Annotated in this window: 26 protein-coding genes and 2 tRNA genes; 7 read left to right on the forward strand and 21 right to left on the reverse strand. The window is 42.2% G+C overall.

Annotation, left to right across the window (positions count from 1 at the left end):
* Positions 1 to 119: 119 nt before the first annotated feature.
* From CCS02_RS10250 to CCS02_RS10260, 4 genes are all read right to left on the reverse strand, one after another.
* Positions 120 to 467, reverse strand: coding sequence for an Hpt domain-containing protein (locus CCS02_RS10250; protein WP_100636496.1), 348 nt, complete (start codon positions 465 to 467; stop codon positions 120 to 122).
* A 30-nt stretch (positions 468 to 497) separates the two neighbouring features.
* Positions 498 to 3,704: an ATP-binding protein gene (locus CCS02_RS10255; RefSeq protein WP_232728857.1), complete on the reverse strand. Its 3,207-nt coding sequence runs from the start codon at positions 3,702 to 3,704 to the stop codon at positions 498 to 500.
* Positions 3,705 to 3,866: 162 nt separating this feature from the next.
* A complete protein-coding gene (locus tag CCS02_RS22150) occupies positions 3,867 to 4,007 on the reverse strand; it encodes a type II toxin-antitoxin system ParD family antitoxin (RefSeq protein WP_157807986.1) in 141 nt (46 codons plus the stop codon).
* Positions 4,007 to 4,339, reverse strand: coding sequence for a hypothetical protein (locus CCS02_RS10260; protein ID WP_100636498.1), 333 nt, complete (start codon positions 4,337 to 4,339; stop codon positions 4,007 to 4,009). The genes CCS02_RS22150 and CCS02_RS10260 overlap by 1 nt, the downstream gene beginning before the upstream one ends.
* A 451-nt stretch (positions 4,340 to 4,790) precedes the next feature.
* Between CCS02_RS10260 and CCS02_RS10270 the strand changes: the two genes are divergently transcribed.
* A complete protein-coding gene (locus CCS02_RS10270) occupies positions 4,791 to 5,645 on the forward strand; it encodes a DUF2971 domain-containing protein (protein ID WP_100636500.1) in 855 nt (284 codons plus the stop codon).
* 14 nt (positions 5,646 to 5,659) lie between these two features.
* Positions 5,660 to 6,409, forward strand: coding sequence for an FRG domain-containing protein (locus tag CCS02_RS10275; RefSeq protein ID WP_232728860.1), 750 nt, complete (start codon positions 5,660 to 5,662; stop codon positions 6,407 to 6,409).
* Between the two features lie 14 nt (positions 6,410 to 6,423).
* Here the strand turns inward: CCS02_RS10275 and CCS02_RS10280 are convergent, their stop codons facing one another.
* The 4 genes from CCS02_RS10280 to CCS02_RS10295 form a co-directional block, all read right to left on the reverse strand.
* Positions 6,424 to 6,945 (reverse strand): hypothetical protein, encoded by a 522-nt coding sequence (locus CCS02_RS10280; protein ID WP_100636501.1) that lies wholly within the window; start codon positions 6,943 to 6,945, stop codon positions 6,424 to 6,426.
* 21 nt (positions 6,946 to 6,966) lie between these two features.
* Positions 6,967 to 7,326, reverse strand: coding sequence for a hypothetical protein (locus tag CCS02_RS10285; protein WP_100636502.1), 360 nt, complete (start codon positions 7,324 to 7,326; stop codon positions 6,967 to 6,969).
* A 575-nt stretch (positions 7,327 to 7,901) separates the two neighbouring features.
* Positions 7,902 to 7,977 (reverse strand) — tRNA-Phe (locus tag CCS02_RS10290).
* Positions 7,978 to 8,059: 82 nt separating this feature from the next.
* A tRNA-Phe gene (locus CCS02_RS10295) sits at positions 8,060 to 8,135 on the reverse strand.
* A 119-nt stretch (positions 8,136 to 8,254) separates the two neighbouring features.
* On the opposite strand from CCS02_RS10295, the gene trmL reads away from it, so the two are divergent.
* Together trmL and CCS02_RS10305 are read left to right on the forward strand one after the other, a co-directional pair.
* Positions 8,255 to 8,728 carry a tRNA (uridine(34)/cytosine(34)/5-carboxymethylaminomethyluridine(34)-2'-O)-methyltransferase TrmL gene (gene trmL / locus CCS02_RS10300; RefSeq protein ID WP_072838830.1) on the forward strand — a complete coding sequence of 158 codons (474 nt, stop codon included), beginning with the start codon at positions 8,255 to 8,257 and terminating at the stop codon, positions 8,726 to 8,728.
* 14 nt (positions 8,729 to 8,742) lie between these two features.
* Positions 8,743 to 9,846 (forward strand): potassium channel family protein, encoded by a 1,104-nt coding sequence (locus CCS02_RS10305; protein WP_072838829.1) that lies wholly within the window; start codon positions 8,743 to 8,745, stop codon positions 9,844 to 9,846.
* A 68-nt stretch (positions 9,847 to 9,914) separates the two neighbouring features.
* Here CCS02_RS10305 and CCS02_RS10310 read toward each other — a convergent pair whose 3' ends face one another.
* The 12 genes from CCS02_RS10310 to CCS02_RS10365 form a co-directional block, all read right to left on the reverse strand.
* On the reverse strand, positions 9,915 to 11,657 hold the full coding sequence (locus tag CCS02_RS10310; protein ID WP_198515362.1) for a potassium/proton antiporter: 1,743 nt from the start codon (positions 11,655 to 11,657) through the stop codon (positions 9,915 to 9,917).
* Positions 11,658 to 11,670: 13 nt separating this feature from the next.
* Complete coding sequence (locus CCS02_RS10315; protein ID WP_011978380.1) at positions 11,671 to 11,922, reverse strand: YfhL family 4Fe-4S dicluster ferredoxin; 252 nt, start codon at positions 11,920 to 11,922, stop codon at positions 11,671 to 11,673.
* Between the two features lie 67 nt (positions 11,923 to 11,989).
* On the reverse strand, positions 11,990 to 12,475 hold the full coding sequence (gene coaD, locus CCS02_RS10320) for a pantetheine-phosphate adenylyltransferase (RefSeq protein ID WP_048813883.1): 486 nt from the start codon (positions 12,473 to 12,475) through the stop codon (positions 11,990 to 11,992).
* A 167-nt stretch (positions 12,476 to 12,642) separates the two neighbouring features.
* On the reverse strand, positions 12,643 to 13,185 hold the full coding sequence (locus tag CCS02_RS10325) for a YggT family protein (protein WP_072838827.1): 543 nt from the start codon (positions 13,183 to 13,185) through the stop codon (positions 12,643 to 12,645).
* A 16-nt stretch (positions 13,186 to 13,201) separates the two neighbouring features.
* Positions 13,202 to 14,029 (reverse strand): pyrroline-5-carboxylate reductase, encoded by an 828-nt coding sequence (gene proC, locus CCS02_RS10330; protein WP_072838826.1) that lies wholly within the window; start codon positions 14,027 to 14,029, stop codon positions 13,202 to 13,204.
* Positions 14,030 to 14,125: 96 nt separating this feature from the next.
* On the reverse strand, positions 14,126 to 14,854 hold the full coding sequence (locus CCS02_RS10335) for a YggS family pyridoxal phosphate-dependent enzyme (RefSeq protein WP_072838996.1): 729 nt from the start codon (positions 14,852 to 14,854) through the stop codon (positions 14,126 to 14,128).
* A 182-nt stretch (positions 14,855 to 15,036) separates the two neighbouring features.
* On the reverse strand, positions 15,037 to 16,143 hold the full coding sequence (locus tag CCS02_RS10340; RefSeq protein ID WP_232617086.1) for a diguanylate cyclase domain-containing protein: 1,107 nt from the start codon (positions 16,141 to 16,143) through the stop codon (positions 15,037 to 15,039).
* A gap of 117 nt (positions 16,144 to 16,260) precedes the next feature.
* The gene (locus CCS02_RS10345) at positions 16,261 to 17,538 is read right to left on the reverse strand and encodes a dihydroorotase (protein WP_100636503.1); all 1,278 of its coding nucleotides are present in this window, start codon (positions 17,536 to 17,538) and stop codon (positions 16,261 to 16,263) included.
* A gap of 1 nt (position 17,539) precedes the next feature.
* The gene (locus CCS02_RS10350) at positions 17,540 to 18,544 is read right to left on the reverse strand and encodes an aspartate carbamoyltransferase catalytic subunit (RefSeq protein WP_072838824.1); all 1,005 of its coding nucleotides are present in this window, start codon (positions 18,542 to 18,544) and stop codon (positions 17,540 to 17,542) included.
* Positions 18,545 to 18,782: 238 nt separating this feature from the next.
* Positions 18,783 to 19,280 carry a bifunctional pyr operon transcriptional regulator/uracil phosphoribosyltransferase PyrR gene (gene pyrR, locus CCS02_RS10355; protein ID WP_072838823.1) on the reverse strand — a complete coding sequence of 166 codons (498 nt, stop codon included), beginning with the start codon at positions 19,278 to 19,280 and terminating at the stop codon, positions 18,783 to 18,785.
* Positions 19,281 to 19,336: 56 nt separating this feature from the next.
* Positions 19,337 to 19,807, reverse strand: a complete 471-nt coding sequence (gene ruvX / locus CCS02_RS10360) for a Holliday junction resolvase RuvX (protein ID WP_011978371.1) — start codon at positions 19,805 to 19,807, stop codon at positions 19,337 to 19,339.
* Complete coding sequence (locus CCS02_RS10365; RefSeq protein ID WP_072838822.1) at positions 19,807 to 20,379, reverse strand: YqgE/AlgH family protein; 573 nt, start codon at positions 20,377 to 20,379, stop codon at positions 19,807 to 19,809. The genes ruvX and CCS02_RS10365 overlap by 1 nt, the downstream gene beginning before the upstream one ends.
* A 298-nt stretch (positions 20,380 to 20,677) precedes the next feature.
* On the opposite strand from CCS02_RS10365, the gene CCS02_RS22155 reads away from it, so the two are divergent.
* Positions 20,678 to 20,833 (forward strand): hypothetical protein, encoded by a 156-nt coding sequence (locus tag CCS02_RS22155; protein ID WP_157789875.1) that lies wholly within the window; start codon positions 20,678 to 20,680, stop codon positions 20,831 to 20,833.
* An 89-nt stretch (positions 20,834 to 20,922) separates the two neighbouring features.
* Positions 20,923 to 21,768: a 2OG-Fe(II) oxygenase family protein gene (locus tag CCS02_RS10370; protein WP_100636504.1), complete on the forward strand. Its 846-nt coding sequence runs from the start codon at positions 20,923 to 20,925 to the stop codon at positions 21,766 to 21,768.
* Between the two features lie 77 nt (positions 21,769 to 21,845).
* On the opposite strand, the gene CCS02_RS10375 is transcribed toward CCS02_RS10370, so the two are convergent.
* On the reverse strand, positions 21,846 to 22,787 hold the full coding sequence (locus CCS02_RS10375) for an AEC family transporter (protein WP_100636505.1): 942 nt from the start codon (positions 22,785 to 22,787) through the stop codon (positions 21,846 to 21,848).
* Between the two features lie 289 nt (positions 22,788 to 23,076).
* Here CCS02_RS10375 and CCS02_RS10380 point away from each other — a divergent pair, with 289 nt between their 5' ends.
* Positions 23,077 to 23,757: a DsbA family oxidoreductase gene (locus CCS02_RS10380; protein ID WP_100636506.1), complete on the forward strand. Its 681-nt coding sequence runs from the start codon at positions 23,077 to 23,079 to the stop codon at positions 23,755 to 23,757.
* Positions 23,758 to 23,765 lie beyond the last annotated feature (8 nt).

Raw genomic sequence — 23,765 nt, forward strand, 5'->3', positions numbered from 1 at the left:
AAATGAAACTTTTTGACGAATAAACAGAAGAGAAATAGGCAAAAACAGCAGAAATGAAAGAAAAATAAGTGAAAACGAAAGCACTATGAAAGGTTATTAAAAGATCTATTAGATAAAATTTAACGCAAAACTTCTTGATTAAGGGCAAGCACTAAGGCCTTAAACTCATCATTCAAAGTCACATAGCTAGTCGGAAACAGGCCACTTTCACGCTTTATCGAGAGTTTTTCCATCTCGGCAATTAATCGACAAAAACGATAACCAGACACTTCCAACGCAGCACCTTTTAAACGATGCGCCACCAGAGCGAAATTATCCCAATCCTCATCTGCCATATGAGCCTGCAGCACTCCTAACAAGGTCGTTGCTTCTTTAACAAACTCCACAGCAACCAATGTCATTAATTCGTGGTTGTAGGCCAGACGACTCTCGTAATCTGTATTATCAAATACCTTAGGCTCAAACATGACAAAGAATCTCCATCTCAATACTATTCCCTAAGGAAGCCATTTTGTGAGTATTGCGATCAATTTATCTTGTGAAATCGGTTTTGCAATATGATCATTCATTCCTGCTGCAAAACATTCGTCTTCATCGCCTTTCATGGCATTAGCACTAAGAGCAACAATCGCTACATCAGAAGGCGTTTGAGCATCGGTAAACTGGCGAATGGTTCGAGTCGCTTCATAACCATCCATTACCGGCATCTGGCAATCCATGAAGATCATATCAAATTGAGTTGATTGGGCTTGCTCAACAGCTTTCTGACCGTTTTCCGCCACCACAACTTCTACGCCATATAAATTCAGCAAACCACGGGCAACAATCTGGTTGGTTAAATTGTCTTCCGCCAATAGAACTTTGGCTGTAAATATTGGCCGTCCATCTGGTGTTTTTTCTACGTCTTTCGCCGCCATCACAGGCTCTCCTTCAACTAACTGTTTTAGATTTTCAAAAACGTCCAGTAACGGCTGCTGAAATACGGGTTTCGTTAAAGAAGCATCGTACTTCTCTTTATCAAAATCCATACTTGAACGTCCTTGTAGTAATACTTGCTTAATCGCATTCTTCTTACAGAACACTTCTAATTCAGAAACTTCAGAAACAGCCGAAACGACATCTGAGTCCAGTAATATACAATTTCCTATCCATTCACTATCAGCAAGCGCACCGTTAACACTGTCGTAAGCATTGTAAATGACACCAAATGAATCGAGCAATGCAGCAACATACTCGCGACCAGTTTTATTACGATAAATTAACGTCACTCTAACCGCCGATTCTGAAGCATAACTGGCCACAGAAGTATGCTCCATAGCAGACACAAGCGTGAGTGGTATACGAAACCAAAAAGATGAACCTTGACCTTCTACCGAGTTTAAACCTATTTCACCATCCATGGCTTGGATGATTTCTTTACTGATTGCTAAACCCAATCCAGTGCCACCAAACTTGCGTGTTGTCGAACCATCGGCTTGTTTAAAACGCTGGAATAAATGGCTTTGATTCTCTTTAGAAATACCAATTCCAGAGTCTTCAATAACAATACGCAAAATAACACTATCATCTGCTAGCGGCTCAATCGCAAATCGCAACGCCACTTCACCCTCTTGAGTAAATTTAACCGCATTACCCATCAAATTAACCAATACTTGCTTGATGCGTAATCTATCTCCAAACAACGTAACATTAGGAATAGGTGTCGTTGGCGAATTTAATATAATGCCTTTCTCTTCGGCTTTTAAAACAAAGATATTGGTCACTTCTTCAATTAACGCACGTAACTCAAAATCCTGTTTATCTAATACTAAAGTTCCCATCTCAATCTTAGACAAATCTAAAATATCATTAATAATATCCAGCAAGGATTCCGCACTCTGCTGAGATATTTTTGCTAAATTCGACTGCTCAGGCTGCAGTTTCGTATTCATCAACAAAGACAAACAACCAATAACGCCATTTAATGGTGTACGAATTTCATGGCTCATATTTGCCAAAAACTCACTCTTAGCGCGGTTGGCTTCTTGCGCTTCTTCTTTGGCTTTACTCTGCTCTAGTTCAGACGCTTTTAAATGCTCGTTTGCCAACTGCAAATCTCGCGTCCTTAATCTCACTCGATTTTCAACTTCCGCTGTATGGCTACTCACAATCAATAAAAACCAACCAAACAATCCCGTGAATAAAAAGCCACAAGCTAAAACGAATTTTACGATCCAAGGCTGTTTGAAAAAGTAACTGTCACTAACTTGATACAACTGCCAGGTTTTACCACCGACATTAATTACGAAATTCACCGCATGATGAAACTCACCAGCATGGTAACGAGCAACCAATTCTTCTGCAGACAAATGAGCTGCCGTATTTTTTGTCACGATAATAGGCTTGGATGTCGCGTTATCAGTATCGACCAAGTAGAGCTCAGTATTGGGGAGAAGCCCTTGCTTAACAATCGTTTCGGTTAACACATCCAATTCAATAACCGCTGTAGCAACACCTAAAAAAGCATCTGTTTTTCGATCAAAAAAAGGCAGGAAGAGCAATATTCCATTTGAATTTTGAACCAACTTAAGTGGCGCTGTTGGATACGCTTCACGAAGAAAAATCGCATTATCTAAGGCAAAACGTCGATCGGCCTGCGAATAAACATCGTAGCCCAACGCTGCGTCATTACCCTTTAAGGGACTAATAAAGGTCACTACAATATGTCGAGTTCTTGGCGCAACAGGTATAAGTTTGCCCTCGCTGTCTCTTTTTTTCACTTGAAAGGTATGGTCTGGGTAGCTTTTTTGAATCATCTGTTCAAAGCTAGCAATATCCTTTCCGGCTACAGCAAAGTTTAATGACACCCCAAGAATAGAATCATCTCGTCGCATTACACTGTCAGCAAAAAGCTCAAACTCATTCGCCTCAATCTGCTCACTACCGTTTATCAAACCAACAAAGCTATGCAGCATATCCACACTGTTTTTAATTCGATTATTAAGCAGCACTTCTAACAATTCAGCATTAGAACGAAACTCTCTCGATTGCTTGCTCCATTCCGAGTAACTGCTTCCCCAAGACAGAACAATCGTAATAACCAACACAGTTAAAAAACCGCCGATTAATCGCAGCGGATGATCAAATTTATTACCAAAATATTTGGGGAAACACACGGCTAACCAAGGCACCATAACCAGTACCCCGATCATGTCACCGCCCCACCAAACCAGCCAATTGGTTAGAAACTCCTCTTTACCAATGATGCCAAAAGAAAGCAGCGACGTTGTACCAACACTAGCACTAATCAAGGTGGATAAGACACCGGCTAAAAAGATAAACCTAACCACTAAACTAGTACGATGAAATTGAAAAGGTATACCTACAAAGCGGCGAACCAAATAGCCGCCAACAAAAGACTGCAACGTCGAGCCAAAAGCAATAAGAGCAGGAAGAGACCAAGCAAAAACATGATGATTAACCCAAGTCGCACCAATGTTTAGTAACAAAGAACCTAGGAAAATACCGAACGGCGCTTGCTTAGGAAAAAAGATAGACGCTGCCACCGCCAAGCCAGAAGCAGGCCAAATAATCGTTGAGTATCCTGGTGAAATCGCAACAGCCAACCCCACAACGCCAAGGATAAAATACCCCAACGCAGTTAAAGCGACTATCGTCATCACTCTCATCATATTCACTTGCTCCATCAAAGATGGTTTAAGCATAGCTAAAACAACGAGTTTTTAAGATTTAATATTGGTTACGTTATGTAATAAAAAGCAACTAGGTGGGGGGGAAGGTGGGCTTCGAATTTATGGCCCTTTTGGGCGGTATAGAGGTAAATATCAATCAGGTCTTGTTCAACAAGCTTTGAATATGTTTATTGATTAGCCATTTAACTCAGCTTTCGCTTTGGCAATAATTTGTGCATGTGTGAGCGTACTCTCGCCGCTATCCTCTCCAGCTTGTAGAGCTTGGCGCAAAGTCTCAAGTTTAGTGCGATACTCGGCCTCTTGTTCTTCTTTCATTAGTTCTTCTTACCTAAGATTGGCTCTAGCCATGTAATGATCGTTCGAGCACTTTGTGTAGATGCATCACAGGCTGAGTTCTCAGCAATTTTCTTTGCTTCCTGCAGCGCCATCATAACGGCTGCTCTGGTGGCCTTCTGCTCTTCTCTAGTTATAAAATCGTCTTCGTCATATGTCGTAGGTGATTCAACTTTTATGAAAGTATGAGGAGGTTCATGATAAAGCCCTGTTACACGCTGTGGCATCCAGTCATCACCAATCACTAACTCAGCATCAAAGGGCACTGTAGTATCTATCTTTTTAAGTTTTTCTAAAAAATCTGAAGTTTTCATGACCGCAAAACGTCCTTTTACTAACTCAACTATTTTAAAGCTATGCTGTTTATTATGTTTGTTTTGTCACCATTTGTCTTTAATTGAAAGCATTGAGTGACTATTTAAAGACAAATAGAGGATTGTCTTGCTAGTCTGGAAGACAGGCCATTGAAGGAACGAATATGCAGAGGAAAAGCAGGTCCGACATTCGCTGTGAGATCACTGACGAGGCAATTAAGGAAGAGAACTACGACTGGCATTTTTCGCTGGAGCTAGCCATAAAGCGGTATAAAACGTGGGGAGAACACTCCGTCAGCGATCTGGATGACTTGATTAATATTGTCCGTCGTAAGATCGATGATGAAGAAAAGCGGCAGTCAAAAATAAAGCTAGAACAGTATCGAAATTTGAGAGAGTGATAGTTTTTCTATCTGATATTAAACATTCTAATTTAGTAAGCAGTCGTTTTATGAAAACAATTGAACCATTAGATAATGAAACAGAACTACAAAAATATATGGATTTTTCGAAATTCGTTCATCTTCTAGATAGTAATAAATTATTTTTATCAAAGACTTCCAATTTTGAAGACAATTTGGAAGGAGGACTAACACCAACTTTTTCTTTTATAAAAAATGGAAGCGCTGCAGCACTTAATCAGTTAATTGATGCATGGCCCAGTGCATCACCTCTAACACCGGAAGAAAAGCTGGAAAAGAAAAAAAGAGAGAAAGCCTACGAACAATCTGAGAAGGATAGAACCATATCGACAGCTTTTGGTGAATTTCCTGCAAGTGATCATGATTTCAATCACCTTTATCAAAAGCACACAGAATGGATAGACGTAAGCTGTTGGCATGCAAACGATTCAGAGAGCATGGCAATGTGGAAAATCTATGGTGGAGGTATCAATTCTGTTTGCATTATCAGCAGTGTAGAAAAACTTTCTGCCGCTATTATTAAGCCAAACAACAAGGAAATAACCATTTCGAAAATTCATTACATAGACCACGAAAATGATCACTTCAAAAATGAACACCCTCTATCCCCTTTACTGCATAAATCAAAATTTTATACCTTTGAAAATGAAGTTAGATTAATAGCTTACAATCCCAACGAAAAAATTCTAGAAGAACGAAAAAAAGATGATGTAGGTACTTTGTTAGAAGTCGATCTAAACACTCTCATAATAGAAGTGAGAGTTGCACCCGATGCACCGAATTGGTTTTTTGAACTTGTACGTTCTATTACTCAGGATAAGTATGGGCTCAAAGTTGAGGTTAATAAATCCAAAATAAATCGATATCAAGTATCTTTTGGTTAGCACGACATAGGGCTATGCTAATAGCATTTTTAAACAGAGGCATTCAATTGAAAATCAAATCCGTCATTCAATTTTTAGAAGGAATACAAGATGCTCATCCACATTACATGTATCGTGGGCAAGCAAACTCGGAATGGGAGCTATTACCTTCAATAGCCCGAATCAATGCTAAAGAACTGCAGAGCAACTATGTTGGAGGGTGGCGACGGGTTGAGGATGATTTACTTGATCTCTTTATGAAACATGCGGTTAGGTATATCAATAGAGAGCCTAAAAATAAAATAGAGTGGATGATTCATGCTCAACATCATGGCGTTCCAACGCGCTTATTAGACTGGTCGACAAACCCATTAAAAGCCTTATTCTTTGCTGTTGAAAACCCAAACCATGACAAATTTGATGGCATTGTATATTCTTTTTACCCAAGAACACAAAGAAGTACTTCTGCCGGTTTAGGAGAAGAAGAAGAATTAGTATTAACAGCCTTTAATTCAGCGTTTATTAATGATCGAATCGCTGCTCAAGAAGGTTGTTTTACTATTTTTCCTTTTGTTAACAAAATGGAAGATGACGATTTTTCGGAAGAAAAAAAAGGTTTCAATCCTCAAGATCAAATAGTCAGCATTGATACCTTCATTATTGAGGCCGAAAGCAAAGATAAAATAAGAAAGCAGTTAAACATGTTAGGTATATCCGATGCCACTATGTTTCCCGGTTTGGATGGAGTTGCAAAAGATATTCGCCGGCAATTTGGCTGTTTATGAGGTATCGACCAGCTCTAACCACCACCCAATATCCCAATCAACCCAGACACACCAGCACCGATCACACCGCTAATCGTCGGATTCTCCAGTAGTTTCATTAGCACTCCTTTGGCTTCTTTGTCACCAGATGCCGCTACTTTTTCGACAAGCTCTTGGATGTTGATAGTAACATTTTGAGTATTTCCGTTACCAAGTTGCGCACTTTGGGCGTTTAAAGTCCCGATATTAAAATTCTGCGCCATAGTCGCCTCCTCCTTCTCAACCTTCATTATCTTTGCAATACCAAGTATTGCGTAACCACCAGATTTATCAGATATAAATCCCATCAACTTTAAATCGCTAAATCCTTCTGAATTTGAGATCATTTTTTTTGAAGCAAGATATTCAACATGAGTTTCAAACTTATGTGATTTATCAAGCTTTTTATTGAAGATTTCTCTTCTCTCAAGTTCAATGAAATATTCTTTCAGCGTTAGAACATTATTATCTTCTAATGGACTTAGCAGCAAGGATAGATAGTCTGGATCAATTTTCATTTTCTGAAATTCCCTTTATTATCAAAATAGTCGTGGGATTTGATGATCAGGCCCCTTATAAGCTTGTTTACAAGTACGACACGTCCAATAGTCATTGCCCTCTAACTGAAGCCTGATAGTTATCGTCGAACTATCAGAACATTGCTGACAAAATGGCCCGTCTTTATTGCCGTCATCAATCATCCAATAAAAGGGAGCCTCATAGACGAGCTTTGTTTTTTCCTCTAAAGATGCTTCAAGCTTTTTTACTGTTTCTTTCAACGCTAAATTTTCGTCGCGTATATCTGCCATCATTTCTCTGAGATCTAAAAGCTTCTCTATCGCTTCAACCTGCATACCCTGCTTGATCAGATCTGATATATCTTTAAACTCTGATGCCATCCCCCTTCTCCCTCAAGCTAAACTGACAATTACTTTACTATGTTTTATTTTCCCCCATTTGAAAACATTTTTATGGATCCTTGTTCGCTAATCCGCCAATAGGAAAGAACAAAACTCAAATGAATGGAGTGAGAATATTTTTATAACAGATAACACAAGAAGATGCGTGAGCGAAAGGAGCTATTAGGTTCAGTGATTTATTGAAAATTGACGGTTAGCAAGGCTAATTAGTTTGACTTAAGAACAGTGTCGAAGCATTTGGAAGAAAGGATGGTGAACACTAGGAAATGGTGCCCAGAGACGGAATGAGCTTGGGGTCAGATCAAAAACTAATCTGTTCGGGGTGCCACGTTATACATACCCTTCAAATCCTCTGTGGAATCAAGTAGATGTGTAAACCTAGTTTCTTGATCTGACCCCAACACTTCCAGCAGATAGCACAAGAAGACTTTTGAGCTAAAGAGGGATATCAGATTAAAGGATTTATTGAAAATAGACGGTTAGCAAGGCTAATTAGTTTGACTTTAAGAACAGTATCGAAGCATTTGGAAGAAAGTTTGGAGAACACTAGGAAATGGTGCCCAGAGACGGAATCGAACCGCCGACACGAGGATTTTCAATCCTCTGCTCTACCGACTGAGCTATCTGGGCATATAGAAAAATGACTATGGAGAGGTGCGAGCCATTTCGACCAAAAAAAAGCCTGCTAAATTAGCAGGCTTTCTTTTAATCATGGTGCCCAGAGACGGAATCGAACCGCCGACACGAGGATTTTCAATCCTCTGCTCTACCGACTGAGCTATCTGGGCAAGTGGGGCGTATTATAGAGAAACCTTTTTTTTGGTCAATAGTTTTTTTGAAAAAAAATTAAAAACTTAGTTTCTTCTGCTCGTCTGGTATTATCTTCCTATATCAAGGAGATAAACCAATGCTTCACATCGTACTTTACCAACCTGAGATTCCGCCTAATACAGGCAATGTTATTCGATTATGCGCTAACACTGGCTATCATCTTCATCTTATCGAGCCGCTTGGCTTTGAGCTTGAAGATAAGAAATTGCGTCGAGCCGGGTTAGATTATCATGAATTCACGCGGCTAAAACGCTATCCAGACTTTCAGGCATTTGTTGATCAAAACGAGATTGGCACTATCTACGCGTTGACAACAAAGGGCAGCCATACGCACAGTGAAGCAAGCTTTGCTGAAAATGATGTGTTGGTTTTTGGCCCTGAGACTCGTGGATTGCCTGCGGAGTTTATCGAGGCCTTGCCACCCGCTCAGCGCTTACGTTTGCCGATGCAAGCTAATTCTCGCAGCTTGAACCTATCCAATACCGTTGCTGTGATGGTTTACGAATCTTGGCGTCAGCTAGGTTATGCCATGCCAGCTGATAGCGAATAACCAACCGAGGTACGATGAATTCTCTTTCACTGCTCTTAAAGAAAAAAAATAGCCGTCGCCAATTTCGGAAAAAAGTACACCTGCATGAAACGGGCGATTTGAATAAACGTCTGATGCTGTTAGCGGGTGTGATTGCGATTCACAGTTTGGCGATGGTGTTCTTTGAAGATTTAAATTGGTGGCAAGCCTTCTGGCTGACCATGACATCGGCCAGCACCACAGGTTATGGCGATATCTCTGCAGCCACCTTTTGGGGACAGTTTTCTACTGTCGTATTAATTTATGGCATGGGTATTACCCTGCTAGCACAAATCGCCAGTGACTATGTTGAAATCAGGCTAATGCGTAAAGAAATGCGTATCAAAGGCCGTATGAAGTGGGACGACATGCAAAATCATATACTTATCATTAATACACCAAAATACGATGCAGAACGTTATTTAGGCTTGCTGATTAATCAGATCAGCCAAACACCTGAGTTAGTAGATATTCCCATTCAAATCCTAACGAAGGCGTTTCCTGAAGGCTTACCGCTTAATCTAAGATCACAAGGCGTAGTTCATCACACTGGCGATGCACTAGAAGATGGTATGTTGGAGTCAGCTGGAACTCACAAAGCGAAATACATTATTGTACTTTGCCAAGACGCTCAGGACAGCCACTCAGACAGTTTAACCTTTGATGCCTTGCATCGCGTTCAAGCGTTAAATACATCGGCCTTCGTGATGGCTGAGGCGATTAATGACTCTAATCGACCACGATTCAAGGCCGCTGGCGCAAACGCGGTCATACGCCCTGTGAGAGCCTATCCTGAAATGCTGGTACGGTCATTGATTGCTCCGGGAACAGAGCAAGTGCTGGAAGATTTGTTCCGCCACCAAGGAGATCATACGATTCGCCTTGATGTGGAAATAACCGGCGTGACGTGGGCAAAAATCGTCACGACCTTAATCCAAAAGGATGTTGGCACTGCACTCGGGTATGTCAATAAAGACGGGGATATTATCACCCATCCGCAAACCTATTCACTCATCGATGCACAAGGACTGATTGTCCTCATCAACGACGACCAAGAGATTCCGTCATTAGCTGAAATTGGTCTGTTTTTTAACGAATAGAAAACTTAGAAATGGGTGTTCAAGAGACCTTTTCACGATGTAACAAGCACAGTAGTCGTGCAAAGGTCTCAGACTTGCTTATCTTGCAATTTAAGCCCAATAATTTCTACCTGGTTGCCATCCATCTGCCTAATGGTAAGGCGAATATTACCAAAACGTACTCGGTCACCGACAACTAGATGTTTACCAAGCTGACGCTGCAACAATTCAGCGGCAGTGTCAGCTTCATCAATACCATCAACCGGCACACCGTACACTTTCGCTAAATCGATCAAAGAGGCATCACCACGAATAGCGAACTCACCAAAGAAATTCTGCAACAAGAAAGACGTAGACGCTTTATGAGAGAAAATCTGCGCAACATCATTTACATCACCAGGATGCAATAACATCCAAATTCTATCGCCCGATTTCAGCTCGGTGTCGGCATTGACCACAATTGGCTTTTGATCACGAACAAGCGATACCAGCTGAGGCGTAGATACCGTCGCACTCGGCACATTTTGCACGATAGCCGCTGGAATTCGAACACCTTCCGCCTGAACCAAAAACTCATATAACTCTAGAGAATGATTCGAATCTGAATCGTTGATCAAGGAGAAACGCGTCGTTGGCGCAGGTGCTGGAGGAACGACAATCTTTAACCATCGCGCCACTTGTGGAACAGTCGAACCCTGTAGCAATAAAGAAATCAGCACTACAGTAAAGGTAATTTCGAACAACAACTCAGAATTGGAAAGACCAGCAATTACAGGGTAAAGCGCCAAGACAATCGGCACTGCACCACGCAAACCAACCCAACTAATATAAATGCGCTCGGGCCAGCGGAAGTCAAACGGCAATAAACAGATCATCACCGCCACAGGACGAGCCACGAAAATCAGAAAAGCGGCAATCGCAACAGCTTGCCAACCATGAGTCAAAAGACTCGATGGCGTGACCAACAATCCCAATAACAAGAACATGCCAGCTTGTGCTAACCAAGCCAAGCCATCCATCACTTGTGAAATAGCTTCTTGTTGCTTAATTCGCCCGTTACCAACGCTCAAACCAACCAAATAAACCGCAAGAAAACCACTGCCGCCAATCATATTGACGCCAGAAAATATGGCCAAACCAAATGAAATAATAAGAAGTGCGTACAAACCTTCGATCAAAGGAACACGACGCAGAATCATTAACAATAGCTTGCCGCCGAGTAAACCTAACACGCCACCTATGGCAAACTGTTGAATCATTTGCCCTAAGAAAGCCAAAACACTTAACTGATCCGCGCTTTGCAATAGCCCAGTTAGCATGACGACTAACAAAATAGCCATTGGGTCGTTGGCACCAGACTCTATTTCCAATGTACCGCCAACTCGCTCATTCAGCTTAACACCGCTATTGCGTAATAAGCTAAAGACCGCTGCAGCATCAGTCGAACCGACGATGGCGCCGAGTAATAAGCCATAGATCAGCTTAACGTCTAACAACCAAGCGGCAAAAGCACCAACAGATGCGGTCGTAATCACAACACCTAAGGTAGCAAGCGATAAAGACGGCCAAAGGGCAACTCGGAAGGTGCTGGTCTTGGTCTGCATACCACCATCCAAAAGAATGACGGCTAAAGCAAGATTACCAACAAAAAAGGCAAGACTTGGATTGTCGAAATCCAGACGGCCTAATCCCTCTTCACCAGCAAGCATTCCCATCCCGAGAAAAACCAGCAATAAAGGTAAGCCGACACGAACGGTAAAAGAACTTGCTAGAATACTGACTAGTAGCAGTATTCCAGCTAAAAATATAAAACTATTTGTGTCGATAGCGATAACAACCTATTCGTTATAATTGACCTGTAAGCGTTAAGTACTTTTCCATTAACTGCTCTTCTGTTTCCTTACGATTGGGATCCAAAGGAATACAATCTACAGGGCACACTTGCTGACATTGAGGTTCGTCAAAATGCCCTACACATTCAGTACATTTTGATGGATCAATAATATAAATCTCATCACCCTGAGAAATAGCCTCGTTCGGGCACTCAGGTTCACACACATCACAATTGATGCATTCATCGGTAATAATAAGAGACATTCTTCTCTCCTAAAACCGCTACATAATCTATAACACCATCATGTAGCAGGACGTAAAAAAACAGAAACTAAATCGTTTGATAATGTTCTTGCAGAACACGCTTCACTTCAGGGTTAACAAACTGTCCAAAATCACCATTTAAAGACGCAATCTCACGTACTAATGTTGATGAAATATAAGAGTGCTTCTCAGAAGGTGTCAAAAAGATACTTTCTACATCTGGCGCAATCGCACGGTTCATATTGGCTAGTTGGAACTCGTACTCAAAATCAGAAACAGCACGCAAGCCACGAATCACCACTTTGCCACTGACAGAGCGTGTAAACTCAGTTAGCAAGTTATCAAAGCCAACCACTTCAACATTCGTCAAATGACCCAGTACTTCTTTTGCCAATGATATACGCAACTCATGGGACAGTGCTGGGCGCTTTTTAGGGCTCGCAGCGACGGCTACGATAACTTTTTCAAATAGCTTTGATGCGCGTTCAACCAAATCCGTATGGCCGTTAGTAATAGGGTCAAATGTCCCCGGATAAACCGCAATCGTACTCATAGCTTTCATCCAACAAATTAATAAGGGAGAAGGAGTCGGGCAGCGACGACTTTTTGTCCGCTCTAGTTCCCGTTTAGGGGTCGCATCATATAGGAATACGCCTCTGTTCTCAATTCACCGAGTCACGACGAGAATACTCCCGTCGAAGGTTAAGTATGTTTATTATATTAAATACTATAAGGTGCTAGTACTTGTTTCAAAAAAGAAATCGCAAGAAATATAAAAATTGGTGATAAATCTAGTCCACCTAAAGTTGGAATAACTCGCTGGCAAGCACGATATAAAGGAGCAGTAATTTGCCCTACTAACATAGCTCCTGGGTGATTTGCACCTGGCGCTACCCAACTTAAAATAACCGAAATAAGCATCGCCCAAAAATACAGATCTAACAAATGATACAAGGTGCCAGCAAACGTATAAATAGCATAGCTGATAGGTGATATCGCCACACCTTTAATCATCACAATAAAGAATACTGTCAATAACTGAACTGCAAGCGCCAACACAAGAGATGCGGTATCCAATCGACCAATGGCTGGAATGATTTTCCGCAAAGGTAAAACCAGAGGACTTGTCGCCTTCACAATGCCTTGGCTAATTGGATTATAAAAATCCGCACGCGTCAATTGAAGCACTAAACGTAGTAATACAATAAATAAGTAAAGATTACAGATAACCTTTACGAGCATAACAAATGGATCTGAATACATCGTGTATAGTCCTTAATTAGTCTTTCTTAGCAGCAAAGTCAGCTGCCATTTCTTTTGATCGGTTAACGCAGGCCATCATTGCATCTGCGACTATTTTATCAATATCAGCAGCCTCAAAAGACAACAAAGCTTGCTCTGTTGTTCCCTTTGGCGAAGTAATATTCTTACGCAGTTGAGCAATAGGCTCGTCTAGTTCCATTACCATTCGTGCTGCGCCAAACATAGCATTGCTGGCTAGCTCACGACTTGTTGCCTCATCTAAGCCTTGTTCTTTGGCATTTTTAACCATGGCTTCAATAAAACGAAAGAAATACGCAGGCGCACTGCCAGACAAACTCGTTACCGTGTGCATGTGAACTTCATTTTCAACCCAAACAGAGTTACCAATGCTAGAAAATAGTTCACTCACCCAGTTCTTTTGCTCGCCATTTGTGTGTTCATTGGCAATTAAGCCTGTCATGCCAGCACCAATTTGTGACGGTGTATTTGGCATACTACGAACCACAGCAACCGGTTTACCTAACCAATGAGCCAACGAATCTAACTCAATTCCCGCAGCCACTGAAATAAACAATTGGTCTTCGCGTACATGAGATGAAAAGTCTTCCACCACGGCTTGCATTTGTGCTGGTTTAACACACAACACCACGACATCAGCCTGACTTACAGCCGAATCATTATCTGCCAACATGGCGATACCATATTGCTCGTGATAGTACTCACGTTTTTCTGGTGTTCTAGACGTACCGATAATTTTCTCAGCAGGATAGCCACTCGCCAACATGCCACTAAAAATCGATCTTGCCATATTTCCCACGCCGATAAAGGCAATACTTGGTGTCATTTTATATCCTACTCTTTCGTTATTTAAGCAGATAATAATCCATCTACTTATTCAAAAAATGCTCTGGTATGCAAAATCGCTCATACTTTAACTGAATTACGCTTTAGCGGAATAGTCTCGTTCACCAAAAATCGCCGTCCCAACACGCACCATGGTACTGCCAGATTGAATCGCCGCTGGCAAATCTCCAGACATGCCAATAGATAAGGTATCTATCATGCTATCGGATTTGGATAATTCAACAAAAGCTTGCCTCAAAGGTTCATAAACCAAACATTGTGCTTCATGACTTTCCTGAGGGGCAGGAATCGCCATCAAACCTCGAAGACGTAAATTAGGTAGCTCTGTAATTAAAGCAACCATGTCATTTAACTCAGACAAAGCCACTCCAGCCTTACTTTCTTCACCGCTAATATTCACTTGAATGCAAACATTGAGCGGCGGCAAATCTTTAGGGCGCTGCTCACTAAGACGACGAGCAATTTTCTCACGGTCAATAGAGTGCACCCAATGCATGGTTTCTGCGATAAGACGAGATTTGTTCGACTGAATTGGTCCAATAAAGTGCCATTCAATATCTGCTAAGTGTGCTAAAGCATGAAATTTATCCACCGCTTCTTGCACATAGTTCTCCCCAAAGGCTCTCTGACCTGCCGCATAAGCAGCTTCAAGCGCAGATAACGGCTTGGTCTTACTGACTGCTAACAAACGCACACTACCAGTCTCTCGCTGATACTGCTGCACAAGCTGATCTACTTGCTGAGAAACCCGCGTCAAATTTGTTTTAATTTCTAGTGCTTCGTTGCTTTCGACTTTAATCGCCATTTCGCGCCACGCTCCGCTCTTATCAAGATGTAACGAGTTAATCCTGTGACTGAGGTTGCATTCCCCATAATAAATACCTGAATAGCACCTCAGGAAAGCACAGGGGACGCATAATAGCATCTTTTTAAAAGGCAGAAAAAAGCTTACAAGGAAGACTTAAAAAGAATGCTTATAAGGCGTTATTACAAAGAATAAAAGTCCGCGCTAGAACCATAGCATTCACCATGAAATTCAAGGCGATATCCGGATATGTTTTTCAGAGAGTTAGCAGCGAATAAAGCCGCTTGATGAAGTGATTCCAACGATGAATGCTCAGGATAAAAAGCAATACCAATAGACAAGCCTTCGCGTATTAAACGGTTGTCTGAAAACTTGGGAGAATTAAGAGATTTCAATAATTTTGCGGCAACTATTTCAGCGTCTTCCAAATGCTGAATGCGAATTCCCATGACTAACTCACGTTCATCATAATGCGCGATAAGATCATTATCTCGCACGGTGTCGCTCATTACCTCAGCCAGTAGCTTCAAGTCTGTATCATTAACCTTTGAAGAAGACAGCAAGCGAAGAGAAAATAATGCTGCGCGCTGAAAATGGCGACGAGAATCCTTTAAAACAATACCAAAACTGTTTTCAAAACTGTAGCGCCTTAGTAAGCCCGTCGTAGGATCTCGATGGCTATCTTCTAACAATAAATAATCCGCTTGTTCTCGTTCAAATACGGCACTTAACCAAGCGGCATAACTGTCTAGCGCAAGCGCCATCAGCTCACCTTCAAGCCGAACCTCTTCACGCTGAAACACCAACATAAGATAAATCGAACCTTGGCAATCAGACACACTGACCATAGAAACATCAGAAAACGTATGATCCTTTAAAAACGGCAACCAATGCTTCCAACCTGATGCACTCTGAATATCAATGTCGTGACGTTTCGGACAAGACGGGCTTGCCGCAAAGGTAATTAAAGCTTGAGGTACAACGCTCAATTGACCGTTAGAGTTCAGTAAACGATCATTTATAGAATCAGTATATTGCAAGCGCCACTGCAAACACTCTTTATCACAAACAATAAAAAGACAATACGCATTGGGCAACTGGCTTTGCATTTTATTTTTAAAACGATTGAGCGAGGTACTTAACAAGGATCCCTTGGAGATAACCTGAAGCATCTGCGGCATATCACAGTACAAGTTCTTTACAAAATCTCGCTCTTTTTCAAGATATGCAACACGAGACCGCAAGACCTGCTGTTCCTTGAGCAATGAATTTGAAGAGTCGATCGACATAAAATACTAAAACCATAATAATCTGTAATTCAAACTAGATTAACTGGCTGATATAAAAAGTAAAGGAATAGTAAGGCCAAGTGAAAGAAAAACTCTCAATCAGCCTTACTAATTGGCTTAAACAGCCTGATAGACGCGTTGTCCAGAAATATAAGTCGACATCACACGCCCAACAAATTCATCACCGAAGTAAGGTGAGTTATGCCCTTTTGTCTTGCGACCTTCATATGACCAGACCCAACGTGCGGTACTGTCGAACAAAATAAAGTCTGCAAAACTACCAACTGACAAAGAGCCTGCCTCTAAACCAAAGCAAGCTGCTGGACCAGATGTTAGACACGTCAACACGGTAGAAAAGTCTAAATCGCCTTCATCCATCAGTTGCATAGCCAAAGGTAATAATATCTCGACGTTCGCCATACCCGGCTCTGTTGCCGCAAATGGCGCAATTTTCGCCATTTTTTCGTGAGGCTGATGATCTGAGCAAATGGCAGAAATAACACCGGCCTTAATACCTTCGATTAAGGTCAAACGATCTTCATCACTGCGTAGCGGTGGCAGTACATGATAATGCCCATCGAAACGACTCAGAACCTGATCATTAAGCAATAAATTATGAACTGCCACATCGGCCGTCACATCCAATCCAGATGCTTTTGCATCAGCAATCATCTCAACAGACTTAGCACAAGACAATCGAGCAAAGTGCGCGCGAACACCGGTTTTTTCAACCAACAACAAATCACGCATCAGAGCAATGGTTTCTGCTTCTTCAGGAATACCGGCTAAACCATGCATGGTTGACATCAAGCCTTCGTGGGCACAACCGCCTTCGGAAAGGCTCGACTCATCAGGATGAAAAACCACCAACAAATCATGTGTCGCAGCATATTCAAGCGCGCGAGACAGCACCTTGGTGCTCGCCATTGGGTGACGGTGATTCGATAAGGCGATGCAGCCAGCATCGGTTAAGGCAACCATGTTACTAAGCTGAGCGCCTTCTAAGCCTTGCGTCAATGCACCTAGAGGAAATACATTAGCCATACCTGCATCGTCGGCTTTATCTTGAATAAGCGCAGCAACGGCAGCCGTATCAACAATCGGGCGTGTATCAGGAGGACAAACCAAAGTGGTTACACCACCAGACACCGCAGCACGACCTTCGGTGGCAATGTTACCTTTCTGCGTCAGACCTGGCTCACGAAGAGAAACCGCAAGATCCACCAAGCCTGGCAATATCCATTGACCAGATGCATCTACCAATTCAGCGTCTTCAAAGCCTTCTGGTGCTTCACCAATCGCTACGATTTTTTGATTATCAACAAACAGATCCGTTACGGCATCAATGTCTTGACTCGGGTCGATTAAACGACCATTTTGAATACGTAATTTCATGTTATTTTTCATCCTTCGCTGCTGGCGTTTCATCACTTTGCAACTGACCGCTCATTGCCATAGACATGACAGCCATTCGCACTGCGATACCATTAGTGACTTGGTTCAAAATGACTGAGTGTTTGCCATCTGCAACTTCTGAGGATATTTCCACACCACGGTTAATTGGGCCGGGGTGCATAACAATCGCATCAGGTTTCGCCCAAGCAAGCGTTTCTTCCGTCAAACCATACAAGCGGTAAAATTCGCTTTCACTCGGCAGCAAAGCGCCTTTCATGCGTTCTTTTTGCAAACGCAACATCACGATCACGTCAACGTCTTTTAATCCGGCTTCTAAATCATGGCAAATGGTCGCACCCATCTCCGCAAAGAAGCTCGGCACTAAAGTTTTCGGGCCAACTAAGCGAACATCACTAACGCCTAATGTTGTCAATGCTTGAAGCTGTGAGCGTGCCACACGAGAATGAAGAATATCGCCAACAATAGCGATCTTAAGGCCATCGAAGCTGCCTTTGTGACGACGAATCGTCAGCATGTCTAACATTGCTTGAGTTGGGTGAGCGTGACGGCCATCACCAGCATTGATAATAGCGACGTTAGGCGTGCAGTGTTCGGCAATAAAGTGAGCGGCGCCACTGTCAGAATGACGGACGATAAACATATCGCTTTGCATCGCTTCCAAGTTTTTTAAGGTATCCAGTAAGGATTCCCCTTTCGAGGTCGCTGATGTTTCAATGTTGAGGTTAATGACATCTGCCGACAAACGCTTTGCGGCTAATTCGAACGTCGTACGAGTTCGAGTTGAATTTTCAAAAAACAAATTCACCACGGTTTTACCGCGTAACAGAGGTACCTTCTTAACCGACTGCTCTCCCATTGATAGGAAAGAATCCGCTCGATCAAGAATCTCCGTCAAAATAGTTTTGTCCAATCCATCCAGCGTTAAAAAGTGCTTAAGCTGCCCGTGTTCATTTAACTGTAATGCCCGAGGCTCGGATCGCATCATGGTTTGCTTTCCTCAAACTGCAAAGACGATGGTGTCGTCTTTCTCTATTTAGAATAGGATATTCAGATAGGAAAATGCCCGGTACAGAAAAACTGCAACCGGGCATTAATGACACTAAACGGTTGTCCCACCGTATTTTTTTGGTGAGATTTCATTCTTCTAACCGCTGTATCGTCAATCTTATCCATGCGTTAATTGTCGTACGTGTTCGACAAAAAATAAAGCTTTGTTATGCATATTAATGGGTATCAATCACAGAAACACTCAATGGGCTCGGCCCAACCAACTTAACCCTTTGATCAGGATTAAGCGTCAAGTGCTCACCGACGATATCTGCTGCTATCGGTAGCTCGTGCTGACCTAAATCATAAAGGATTGCCAAGGTGATACTGGCAGGTCGACCGAAATCAAATATTTCATTCATTGCCGCTCGAATCGTACGGCCAGACATCAATACATCATCGACTAAGATCACATGGCGATCTTCAATCGCTGGCAATAAAGTTTGATTTACCTTTGGGTTCAAGCCAGCTTTGGTAAAATCATCACGATAAAAAGTGATGTCTAACGTCGCCAAAGGTTCTGTCGTTGGCACAGCTTCCATCAAGCGCTCAGCAACCCAAACACCACCCGTATGAATCCCCACGACAATGGCATCCTCGATGTTGTTCTTTTCACAATACGCTGCCAATTGCGTTTTCATCGACGCCAGAGAATGCTCTAAATCTAACTTCATTGTCTTTCAAACCTTGCTCTTAAATTCATCATAAAACACCGTTCAACAAGTGATTTTTAATAAGACTCTGCAAACCAAGTCTCTAAAATCATTTGAGCGGCCAAACCATCTACCGAATTCTCTTTAAAATTACGATTGCCTCCGCGAGCAATAACTTGACCCTTGGCTTCATAAGAAGATAACCGTTCGTCCATCATATGGTAAGGAAGGTTAAAACGTCCATGCAATCGTTTGGCAAATTTACGTGCACGTTGACACATCTCATTTTCTGAACCATCCATATCAAGCGGCAAGCCAACCACAAAGGCGTCTGGCTTCCATTCTTCAACGATACGCGTGATTTCATCCCAATTAGGAATACCTTCTTTGGCTTTTAGTGGGTCAAGTGGCTGAGCGGTGCCAGTAATGCTCTGACCAATAGCGACGCCAATACGCGTGGTACCAAAGTCAAAGCCCAATACTGAGCGAACAGTATTGGGCTTCTGGTTATCGTCTAACGATGTTCCTGTAGAGATTGACCCTGTCATTAACCATGTCCTATATCCGGTGAAAGTCTTGTCATATCAATTCCCAATACGCGCGTTGCAGCGGTAAATTGCATATCACTTGGTGTGTGGAATAATACGTCTAAATCCGCCTCACATACCAGCCAATCATTATTTGCGATTTCAGCTTCAAGCTGTCCAGCATCCCAGCCAGCACAACCTAATGTTATACGAAAGGCATCAGGTCCATTGCCTTGTGCAATATCTTCCAATGCTTCCAAAGAAGCCGACAGAGAGACCTCATCAGTCACTCGCAAGGTATTACTCCAGACTTTATCCGTTGTGTGCAAAATAAATCCGCGCTCAGCTTCCACTGGGCCACCTGTGTAAATTGGTTCAGAGCTTAAACGTGGGTTGTGAATTTGAATTCCAAGGTGATCCGCCAATTCTGTAAAATCAACATTTGAGGGACGATTGATAATAATCCCCATGGCGCCCGCTTTGGTGTGTTCACAAAGATAAATAACTGTATGTTCAAAATGTGGGTCGTCTAGGTGTGGCATAGAAATTAAAAAGTGATTTTTAAACGAATCGAAAAATGCATTCATAGTCATGAGCCCTCTTTAATTGATGACAGCGCAAGGATAGCGCTATTTACTAAAACCTAAGAAGTACCTGAACTTAAGACAAAACTCGCCAATTAAGACGTGATATATACATAGAGAAGAGCAAAAGAAGACGGCAAATAAAAATAGCCGACTCCTGCAGTATAGGACAAACAGAGCGTTTGCCTACCCCCAAACTACAAATTATTACCGAATCCCTTCAAAACTCACATTTCAAGCAGTAAACTAGCACTCTTAATCCTTAATACAAGGTTAAGAACACCTTTTCGAGCTTTGGAGGCATGTTATGTCCTTACTATCATCACAAAACGTCCAAATACAATCAGCTTATGCTGAGATGTTTGATCGTCTACATGCGATGAGTTTGGCAGCATGGATTCAGCACTACCAAGCAGAAACCGTCGATTTACGCTACTTTTTCCATAGCGGCTGGTCTTCTTAGACTTTCCATATTGCCCAAACCAACCAACTACCTTTCGATTCAACGAAAGCCGCGTTTCAATAAAATAATTGGCAATACAGGAAACTATCATGCAACTACAAGCGATCGATTACACCAGCCCAACCGCCGCAGAAGACTTTGTAAAATCTCTTCGCGAAACAGGATTTGGCGTTCTTAAAAACCACCCTATTCAAAAAGATTTAGTGTCTGCTATTTATAAAGAATGGCAAACCTTCTTTGATAGCAAGTCTAAATACGACTATCGCTACAATGTCGGAACACAAGACGGTTTTTTCCCACCTGATGTTTCAGAAACCGCCAAAGGGCACACTAAAAAAGACATTAAAGAGTACTTTCACTATTATCCATGGGGGCAATGCCCAGAAGATAAAAAAGCGCTTTTAGAACAATACTATAAAGAAGCAAACACGCTTGCATCAGAACTACTGGTATGGGTCGAAAAACACTCGCCAGCTGAAGTAGCACAGCATTACTCACAATCCCTTTCCAGCATGGTAGAGGGCAGCGATCAGACATTGCTGCGCGTATTACACTACCCGCCACTTAAAGGTGACGAAGAGCTGGGGGCGATTCGTGCTGGCGCACACGAAGACATTAATCTATTGACGATACTACCTTCCGCTAATGAGCCTGGTTTACAGGTTAAAGCGAAAGATGGCTCTTGGATGGACGTGCCTTGTGATTTCGGTACTTTGATAGTAAACATTGGCGACATGCTACAGGAAGCATCTGGCGGCTATTTCCCGTCGACTTCTCATCGCGTAATTAATCCAGAAGGCGCTGACAAAACCAAATCACGTATTTCTTTGCCTTTGTTCCTTCATCCAAAACCTGAAGTAGTCTTGTCAGAACGTCATACAGCAAAAAGTTACTTGCATGAGCGTTTAGTGGAATTAGGCGTTATACCGGCCTAATCCAGATAAAGGCAAAATACAAAAAAAGCCGCTGTTCACATCGAGATGAACAGCGCCTTTTTGCTTAGATGTAAGATTTAACCGCCTGTTGCCCAAATAATCACCGGAATACACACCACAATCACGACAGAAGACACTAACGTCGTTGTGGCAATGGCATTTGCCGTTGACTTTCCATCATCACCTTTTGCCACCGCTGTAACATAAGCCGATGCAGCCGTTGGCGCAGCAAGAAAAATAAACAAGAACAACAACTCCTTTTGGCTAAAACCAAACACATAAGCCAAAGCCGTAAACACAATTGGGCTTAATGCGACTTTACTTAAAATCGCCATAGGAAAGTGCTTAGGCAAGGTAAATCCGCTGGTCACTAGCGAGCCACCAATACAAACCAATGCCAAGGGCAAAGACAATCCACCAATTAAAGAACCGGTTTTCACAACAAAAGCGGGGAGCTTCAAACCAATCAAGTTCGCGACCACACCAAACACGATGCCCAGTATAAGCGGGTTCTTCAGCAAACTTTTTAAGACGGGAACCAGATGTAATTTACCGTGGCTGTAACGGGTTAAAATGACTTCAGCGAGAATATTAAACAATAAAACACTCAAGCCTGACATCACGCCACCCAGCGCAACCCCATCTTGGCCGAACATGTTAACCACTAACGCGACACTAAAAATCCCACAATTACCACGAAAAGCAATTTGAACAAAGACGCCTCGCTGCCGCTCAGGAACATCAAGCTTTACCGCCAACAACCACGACAATAGAAAGGTTAGAACAATGGAAACAATAAAATAGGCAGCTAAATCAACACTAATAAGCCCATTTAGATTATTTCCCAGCATGCCGAAGAAGAACATGGCAGGCATAGAAACCTGAAAAACAAATCGCGAACTAATAAGAATAAAACCATCATTTATTAGCTGGATACGGCGCAAAAATGCCCCCATCGCAATCATCAACAGCACTGGCGCGGCTACATCCAAAATCACGCTTTGCGTTTCTAACAGCATAGACTCCCTCAAAAAACACTCTAAAAACCACCTTGATTAATAGAGTGCTCCATCAATAAATTAAAAAGCTTACTTTACACCAATTCTCCATTCACTAATTGAGGAATATTCAAGGGGTTTTTATTTTGGCAAAAGACACAAAGCTATTTGTTACTCTGCGAAAACCTTTCAGTATTGTGTAAATTATGAGCAACCATAATCACTGTTCAAACAATGCTCTTTTAATCCTTTGCCACGCCCCAATCTACTTTCCTAATATAATTTTTTAACATTAAAGATGGAAAACATCATGAAAGACTCCTTAGACATTCAATTCATTTCCGATGTTATGTGCCCTTGGTGCGTGGTCGGTTTAGGCAATCTCAATAAAGCCCTTGAACAACTAAGCGATACAGTCGACACCACGCTGACGTTTCAGCCGTTTGAGCTTAATCCGAAAATGCCAGCAGAAGGCCAAAATTTAAACGAGCACATCACAGAAAAGTACGGCATCAACAAAGAGCAATCAGACCAAAACAGAACCATGATTCAAGCTCGCGGCAAAGAAGTCGATTTTGACTTCAACTTCTCACCAGAAAGCCGCATGCGTAACTCGTTCGATGCCCATCGTTTGTTGCATTGGGCGCAGTCAGAAGGCAAACAAGCTGAGCTAAAAATGGCATTGTTTAAAGCGCATTTCACGCACAATCAAGATGTCAGCGACCACACAGTTCTGGCCAACCTTGCCGCTAGTGTGGGCCTAGACCCGGCCGCTGCAAAAGGCATTTTGGACAATAATCACTTTGCCGATGAAGTCCGCCAGCAAGAACAAATTTGGCAACAAAATGGCATCACTTCTGTTCCTACTGTCATCATCAACAACGCATACGCTATCTCAGGCGGACAGCCAGCAGAAGTCTTCAAAAGTGCGATTGAAGAGGTACTAGAGAAACAAAAAGCAGAAAAACAAAAAGCGGAACAACTAGTTTAATTCACTGT

The organism is Marinomonas sp. ef1 (assembly GCF_002806845.1).
Classification (GTDB): Bacteria; Pseudomonadota; Gammaproteobacteria; order Pseudomonadales; family Marinomonadaceae; genus Marinomonas; species Marinomonas polaris.

Excerpts from the sequence above, each read along its gene's own strand:
- CCS02_RS10250 (WP_100636496.1), bottom strand. The coding sequence starts at position 467 with ATGTTTGAGCCTAAGGTATTTGATAATACAGATTACGAGAGTCGTCTG.
- CCS02_RS10255 (WP_232728857.1), bottom strand. The coding sequence starts at position 3,704 with ATGCTTAAACCATCTTTGATGGAGCAAGTGAATATGATGAGAGTGATG.
- CCS02_RS22150 (WP_157807986.1), bottom strand. The coding sequence starts at position 4,007 with ATGAAAGAAGAACAAGAGGCCGAGTATCGCACTAAACTTGAGACTTTG.
- CCS02_RS10260 (WP_100636498.1), bottom strand. The coding sequence starts at position 4,339 with ATGAAAACTTCAGATTTTTTAGAAAAACTTAAAAAGATAGATACTACA.
- CCS02_RS10270 (WP_100636500.1), top strand. The coding sequence starts at position 4,791 with ATGAAAACAATTGAACCATTAGATAATGAAACAGAACTACAAAAATAT.
- CCS02_RS10275 (WP_232728860.1), top strand. The coding sequence starts at position 5,660 with ATGCTAATAGCATTTTTAAACAGAGGCATTCAATTGAAAATCAAATCC.
- CCS02_RS10280 (WP_100636501.1), bottom strand. The coding sequence starts at position 6,945 with ATGAAAATTGATCCAGACTATCTATCCTTGCTGCTAAGTCCATTAGAA.
- CCS02_RS10285 (WP_100636502.1), bottom strand. The coding sequence starts at position 7,326 with ATGGCATCAGAGTTTAAAGATATATCAGATCTGATCAAGCAGGGTATG.
- trmL (WP_072838830.1), top strand. The coding sequence starts at position 8,255 with ATGCTTCACATCGTACTTTACCAACCTGAGATTCCGCCTAATACAGGC.
- CCS02_RS10305 (WP_072838829.1), top strand. The coding sequence starts at position 8,743 with ATGAATTCTCTTTCACTGCTCTTAAAGAAAAAAAATAGCCGTCGCCAA.
- CCS02_RS10315 (WP_011978380.1), bottom strand. The coding sequence starts at position 11,922 with ATGTCTCTTATTATTACCGATGAATGCATCAATTGTGATGTGTGTGAA.
- coaD (WP_048813883.1), bottom strand. The coding sequence starts at position 12,475 with ATGAGTACGATTGCGGTTTATCCGGGGACATTTGACCCTATTACTAAC.
- CCS02_RS10325 (WP_072838827.1), bottom strand. The coding sequence starts at position 13,185 with ATGTATTCAGATCCATTTGTTATGCTCGTAAAGGTTATCTGTAATCTT.
- proC (WP_072838826.1), bottom strand. The coding sequence starts at position 14,029 with ATGACACCAAGTATTGCCTTTATCGGCGTGGGAAATATGGCAAGATCG.
- CCS02_RS10335 (WP_072838996.1), bottom strand. The coding sequence starts at position 14,854 with ATGGCGATTAAAGTCGAAAGCAACGAAGCACTAGAAATTAAAACAAAT.
- CCS02_RS10340 (WP_232617086.1), bottom strand. The coding sequence starts at position 16,143 with ATGTCGATCGACTCTTCAAATTCATTGCTCAAGGAACAGCAGGTCTTG.
- CCS02_RS10345 (WP_100636503.1), bottom strand. The coding sequence starts at position 17,538 with ATGAAATTACGTATTCAAAATGGTCGTTTAATCGACCCGAGTCAAGAC.
- CCS02_RS10350 (WP_072838824.1), bottom strand. The coding sequence starts at position 18,544 with ATGATGCGATCCGAGCCTCGGGCATTACAGTTAAATGAACACGGGCAG.
- pyrR (WP_072838823.1), bottom strand. The coding sequence starts at position 19,280 with ATGAAGTTAGATTTAGAGCATTCTCTGGCGTCGATGAAAACGCAATTG.
- ruvX (WP_011978371.1), bottom strand. The coding sequence starts at position 19,807 with ATGACAGGGTCAATCTCTACAGGAACATCGTTAGACGATAACCAGAAG.
- CCS02_RS10365 (WP_072838822.1), bottom strand. The coding sequence starts at position 20,379 with ATGACTATGAATGCATTTTTCGATTCGTTTAAAAATCACTTTTTAATT.
- CCS02_RS22155 (WP_157789875.1), top strand. The coding sequence starts at position 20,678 with ATGTCCTTACTATCATCACAAAACGTCCAAATACAATCAGCTTATGCT.
- CCS02_RS10370 (WP_100636504.1), top strand. The coding sequence starts at position 20,923 with ATGCAACTACAAGCGATCGATTACACCAGCCCAACCGCCGCAGAAGAC.
- CCS02_RS10375 (WP_100636505.1), bottom strand. The coding sequence starts at position 22,787 with ATGCTGTTAGAAACGCAAAGCGTGATTTTGGATGTAGCCGCGCCAGTG.
- CCS02_RS10380 (WP_100636506.1), top strand. The coding sequence starts at position 23,077 with ATGAAAGACTCCTTAGACATTCAATTCATTTCCGATGTTATGTGCCCT.